The sequence below is a fragment of the Micromonospora sp. KC207 genome, from assembly GCF_004348615.1.
In the GTDB taxonomy this organism is placed as follows: domain Bacteria; phylum Actinomycetota; class Actinomycetes; order Mycobacteriales; family Micromonosporaceae; genus Micromonospora.
The window spans coordinates 1-3871 of record NZ_SMKJ01000438.1 but is presented as its reverse complement, the minus strand read 5'-3'; the positions used below and the strand labels follow the sequence as shown (position 1 = coordinate 3871).

Genomic DNA, 3871 nt, shown 5'->3' with positions numbered 1-3871 from the left:
GCCCCCACCGCACTCACCCACGGTGACGACACCACGGCGAACCGCGAACGCCGCCACATAGGATTGCCGGCAACGCAAAAGCTGTCAACCCGGCCGACACACACCGGAACGCGCACAACCGGCGGCCCTCGCCAAAGCAGACCACAAAGGACAGCCGGCCCCGCCCCGCCGACCAGCACCGACACCCGCCGACCAAACCGGAATCATCCCGCCCGACGCCGCGCCCGGCGAGCCGCCAACTCGTCCTCCACCGCGTCGCCGCCCGCAACCGTCGACGCCGGCTCAGCCGGCTCCGCGGGCAGATGCGACAACGAACCCTCGATCTCCTTGAACGCCCCACCGATCGCGATACCGAACACGCCCTGGCCACCCTGCAACAGGTCGACCACCTCCTCCGGCGACCGGCACTCGTACACCGTCGTCCCGTCCGAAATCAACGTGATCCCCGCCAGATCGGCCACCCCCCGCGACCGCAACGCCTCGATCGCCTTGCGGATGTTCTGCAACGACACCCCGGCGTCCAACAGCCGCTTCACGACCTTCAACACCACCAGGTCGCGGAACGAATACAACCGGGACGTCCCCGAACCCGACGCGTCCCGCACGCTCGGCACCACCAACGCCGTACGCGCCCAGTAATCCAACTGCCGGTACGTGATGCCCACCGCGTGGCACGCGGTCACACCCCGGTAGCCCACCGCACCGTCACCCTCAGTCGCCGGCCCCGCCGGCACCACACCCGCCCCCTGCGCTTGCGTACCAGGCTCGGGATCTCGCGGCTCGTGCATCCGGACAACCTCCCCGCCAGTGCGGTGACACGCCGCATCCGGGACGTGCACCCCTCGACACGGCAACCCTATAGCGCCCTTGAGGAGTTACCGCGCAGGAAAGGTCGCGACACGCCGCGCAGCCACGGCGAAGATCACCCACATCCACGGCCGATCACACACAGTGACCAACGTCGGGGGACGAGAAACGCCACCGCCGCCCACGTCGCCAGCGTGCCGGTGGGGACGCGGTCAGCCCGCGAAATCCTCCGGACGCACCTGCTCCAGGAACTCGCGGAACTTCTCCACCTCGTCCTCCTGCTCGTCCGGGATCACGATCCCCGCCTCAGAGAGAACCTGCTCGGCACAACGAATCGGCGCACCGACCCGTAACGCCAACGCAATCGAATCACTCGGCCGCGCCGACACCCGCACCCCGTCATCACCGATCAACAGATCGGCGTAGAAGACGTTCTCCTTCAACTCGGTGATCTCCACCGCCCGCAACGGCGCCTTCAACGCCGCCAACACATCCCGCAACAGATCATGCGTCAACGGCCGAGCCGGCTTGACCCCCTGCTGCTCATACGCGATCGCCGTCGCCTCCACCGCACCGATCCAGATCGGCAGATAGCGATCGCCCTCGACCTCCCGCAGCAGGACGATCGGCTGGTTGCTGGGCAACTCCACCCGAACCCCGACCACGCTCAGCTCGCGCACCGCCGCCTCCGTGTCGTTGTCACCTACGCCCGCACCGCGCCCTTGCCTGCACGGTACACGGGCCGCGACACGCACATCCCATGCGCGCACCACGGCCCCGCGCCCGAAAAGGGGTTACCCCGGCAAGCCTACGACACGCCCCCAGAACCCGAACCTCCCACCAACACCACGCGGCCCGGACCACCGCCCGGGCCGCGCAGCACCACCAAAATCACCGACCCAACGTCGAGCGCAACCCCACCCGCACCAACGCCGCGTGCAGCTGCTGAGACAACGCCACCAACTCCCGCGCCGTCTCCGCCGCCCGCGCCCGCGCCGCCGGATCACTCTGGCGCACCAACGGCGCCACCAACTGCGCGAACAAACCCACCTCCCGATCCGCCGCCGTCCGGTAACCCCGCAGATGCCGAGGCTCCAACCCGTACGCCGCCAGACCCGCCACCGCCCGCGCGATGATCAACGCATCCCCGTCGTACCAACCCGGCGGATCAGACACCAACACCCCGAGCCGCTCCAACTCACCCAACGTCGACTCGTCGATCCCGCTCCGCGCGACCAGGTCAGCCCGACCCAACCGCACCTGAGCCGAATCCACCGGCGGCTCCGCCGCAGCAGAACGACCCGGCACCTCACCACCCGGGCCCACCGCCACCAACGTCGGCCGAGACGGCACCGGCCCATCCGCCGACCCGTCCCACTGCGCCAACTGCTCACGGATCACCCGCAACGGCAGATACTGGTCCCGCTGCGCGGTCAACACGAACCGCAACCGCGCCACATCGTCCCAGCTGTACTTCCGATACCCCGCAGCAGTCCGCTGCGGCTCCACCAGCCCCTCGGCCTCCAGGAACCGCAACTTCGAAATCGTGACGTCGGGAAACTCCACCCGCAACTGCCCCAGCACCTCGCCGATGCTCATCAGCGGTTGCGCGCGGGCCACCCCGGGCGGCGTCGAAGCCGCAGGCTCGTTCACCCCCGGCCGGCCTCCTCCTCCGGGCGCGGACCGGCGATGAAGACCACCCGGAACTTACCGATCTGCACCTCGTCGCCATTGCTCAACGTGGCCGCCTCGACCCGCTCCCGGTTCACGTACGTGCCGTTCAAACTACCCACGTCCCGCACCGTGAACGTCCCACCGTCCCGGTGGAACTCGGCATGCCGCCGCGACACCGTCACATCGTCCAGGAAGATGTCACTGTCCGGATGCCGGCCACTCGTCGTCACATCATGATCCAACAAGAACCGGGCACCCGCGTTCGGACCCCGACGAACCACCAGCAGCGCCATACCCGGCGGCAACGAACCGGACATCCGGCTCGGCACCACATCGGTATCCGGCCCCTCCAGCACTTCGTCGAGCGAACCGAGATTGAGCGTCGAAGTGACGTCGAGCGGGGGGAACTCGTCGTCTGGCCGCGTCATGGGACCACCTCACGGATCTGTTTCGCGTCGGCGTCGGGTAATGGCGGGTCTGGCCGCCGGGCAGTCCACCCGGCGGCTGGCTCCCCGTGCCCGGAAAGGCAATTCCGCAACGCTCAACTTATGGGTTCTCGGTCGACTGGGCGAGCCTAGCCAGCGCCGAAATGCAGGGCAACCGGACGCGCGGCACAACACCACACGCCCCACGGGCACTCAGCTCTCGGTGAGCTCGCGATACGCCCCGGCGGTCAGCAGCCCGTCCACCGCCACCGGATCACCCGGCGTGATCTCCACCAGCCAACCCGCACCGTACGGATCAGAGTTGATCACCTCCGGAGCATCCACCAACGCCTCGTTCCGCGCCGCCACGACCCCACTCACCGGGGCGTAGATCTCGGACACACTCTTGGTCGACTCGATCTCACCCAACGAGTCGCCCGCAGCCACCTCCGCGCCCTCCTCGGGCAACTGGACGTACACGATGTCACCCAACGCGTCCTGCGCGAAGTGGGTGATGCCGACCCGGACCACACCCGAACCGTCACCCGCCACCCACTCATGCTCAGCGGTATACCGCAGATCCTCAGGAATCACCAGACGCGTCCTTCACCGTCGTACCGACCATTGGTGCACCGGCGAACCGGCGCGGGCCGCACCGGTCAGGAGACCGGACGGGCGTGCTCCAACTTCACAGGCGCGTGCAGCGCCGAAACCTCGGCCACCTCACGATCCTCAACGATCACGTTACCGCCGTCACCGGCGACCGATGCGGCCACCCCGCCCGGAATCTTCAACGCCGTCGCCATCGTCGTCGGATCACCGATCACCGTAATCGTGAACGGACCCGACAACCGACGGCCGTCCACCACCAGCTCCCCACCCGCCCCGTCCAGGAAGTACGTCGACGCGATGATCCGCACCGCCGCACCGTCCCCACCCGAGATCTGCATCGCCTCCGCACCCGC

6 protein-coding genes are annotated in these 3871 nt (G+C 68.3%); all 6 read right to left on the bottom strand.

Going from position 1 to position 3871, the window contains the following annotated elements; translation table 11 throughout:
* Positions 1–203: 203 nt before the first annotated feature.
* Positions 204–788 carry a MerR family transcriptional regulator gene (locus E1258_RS30835; RefSeq protein ID WP_165949951.1) on the bottom strand — a complete coding sequence of 195 codons (585 nt, stop codon included), beginning with the start codon at positions 786–788 and terminating at the stop codon, positions 204–206.
* A 231-nt stretch (positions 789–1019) separates the two neighbouring features.
* Positions 1020–1487 carry a bifunctional nuclease family protein gene (locus tag E1258_RS30830; RefSeq protein WP_132407294.1) on the bottom strand — a complete coding sequence of 156 codons (468 nt, stop codon included), beginning with the start codon at positions 1485–1487 and terminating at the stop codon, positions 1020–1022.
* A 211-nt stretch (positions 1488–1698) separates the two neighbouring features.
* Complete coding sequence (locus E1258_RS30825) at positions 1699–2406, bottom strand: MerR family transcriptional regulator (RefSeq protein ID WP_198141693.1); 708 nt, start codon at positions 2404–2406, stop codon at positions 1699–1701.
* A 50-nt stretch (positions 2407–2456) separates the two neighbouring features.
* Positions 2457–2909 (bottom strand): FHA domain-containing protein, encoded by a 453-nt coding sequence (locus E1258_RS30820; RefSeq protein WP_007071101.1) that lies wholly within the window; start codon positions 2907–2909, stop codon positions 2457–2459.
* A 210-nt stretch (positions 2910–3119) separates the two neighbouring features.
* A complete protein-coding gene (gene gcvH, locus E1258_RS30815) occupies positions 3120–3500 on the bottom strand; it encodes a glycine cleavage system protein GcvH (protein WP_036371792.1) in 381 nt (126 codons plus the stop codon).
* A gap of 65 nt (positions 3501–3565) precedes the next feature.
* The coding region (locus E1258_RS30810) for a DUF881 domain-containing protein (protein WP_132407292.1) at positions 3566–3871 on the bottom strand (306 nt) is incomplete at its 5' end.